Here is a 1583-nt window from a genome sequence, read left to right as displayed (position 1 = left end):
CTAGACGACTTCGTGCATTCCAGCCACCCTCGGGAGGCCGGTTGGGTGGTTCTCAGGTAGATGGAATGCACGACGTCAGGGGTGGTGAGGGCGCCGTCGTCGAGGTGCACCACTCGGTCGGCCGCTGCGGCCGCCTCCGGGTCGTGCGTGGCCATGACGACCGCTGCCCCCTGTGAGGCCCGCGCGCGCAGCCGTCGCAGCACGACCTCGCGGTTCGTGTGATCCAGTTCCGAGGTCGGCTCGTCAGCCAGCAGCACGAGGCAGTCCAAGGCCAGCGCACGCGCCACGGCCACGCGCTGCTGCTGCCCGCCGGACAGCTCCTCGACGAGGTGCGAGAACACCTCACCCAGCCCGACGGAATCCAGCGCGGCGGCCGCTCGAGCAGGCGCGTCCTCGGGAGCCACTCCACGGGCAAGCAGCGGGACCAGGACGTTCTCCCGTGCCGTCAGCATCGCTGCGAGCCCGTTGCCCTGCGGGATGAGCGCCACCCCGGCCTCGACGGCCTCGGCCACCCCGGCCACCGGGCGCCCGCCCACGAGCACATCCCCGGCATCGGGTGTGACGATGCCGGCCACGACCGAGAGCAGGGTGCTCTTGCCCGCCCCGGAGTGGCCGGTGACGGCGACGAGCTCACCGGGGTGCACCACGAGGTCAACCGCGTCGAGCGCCGTGGTGGCGCCGAAGCGCACGACCAGGCCGGTGCACGCGACGGCGGGCGCGGCATCCGGGGAAACGGCGTGAGCGGACACGGTCATGGACTCTCCTCCTCGACGACGAGCACCCAGCGGCCGTCCTCCTCGTGCAGTCGCACCAGGGATCCCGGTGGGATGGCGGCCAGGGCGTGGGGCGGCAGCGGCACCGAGCCGTCGGCCGAGACCACGGCGAACTCCTCACCCTCGCGGCCCTCGGCACCGACCCGGCCGTCGCGAATGGTGATCGTGCGCGGCATCGCTGCGGCGACGTCGGGGTCGTGCGTCACGATGATGACGGTGGTGCCCCACTGGCGGTTGACCTGCGCCAACGCCTCGAGCACGACGTCGCGCGCGCCGTGGTCGAGCTGGCTCGTCGGTTCGTCACCGAGCAACAGCCCCGGTCGGCACGAGACGGCGACCGCCACGGCGAGCAGCTGGAGGGCGCCGGGGGTCAGGTGGTCCAGCGGGCCGTCGGCGGATGCCGCGGGGAACCCGACGAGGTCGAGGACCTCGTCGGGGGTGGGCACGTCACGGCCGCGCTGGCGCGCCGCACCCTGGGCGAACGCGACGTTGCCCCGTGCCGAGAGGTAGGGCAGCAGGTTGCGTGCCGCCCCCTGCAGGACCATCGCGACCTCGGTGCCGCGTACCTCGTCGAGCTCGGCTTCGGTGAGCTGGCTGAGCTCCCGGTCGCCGACGAGCAGGCGTCCGGCGCTCGGGCGCAGCAGGCCGCCGAACAGGGTGAGCAACGTCGACTTCCCAGCACCGGACGGGCCGAGGAGCGCCAACCGCTCCCCCGCCGCCACGACGAGGTCGATGCCCGACAGGGCGGCGACATCGTGCCCGTCGGCGTGGTAGATGTGCACGAGGCCGCGCGTCACCACGCGCAGGCCG

Annotated in this window: 2 protein-coding genes; both read right to left on the bottom strand. The window is 73.3% G+C overall.

Annotated features, from left to right (window positions below):
* A partial coding sequence (locus tag PLL68_RS14960) for an ABC transporter ATP-binding protein (RefSeq protein WP_324535454.1) occupies positions 1-755 on the bottom strand: 755 nt, incomplete at its 3' end.
* The coding region (locus PLL68_RS14955; protein ID WP_324535452.1) for an ABC transporter ATP-binding protein at positions 752-1583 on the bottom strand (832 nt) is incomplete at its 5' end. The genes PLL68_RS14955 and PLL68_RS14960, both read right to left, overlap by 4 nt.

Source organism: Ornithinibacter sp., from assembly GCF_035443565.1.
GTDB lineage: Bacteria > Actinomycetota > Actinomycetes > Actinomycetales > Dermatophilaceae > Fodinibacter.
This window is presented reverse-complemented; position numbering and strand designations above follow the sequence as displayed.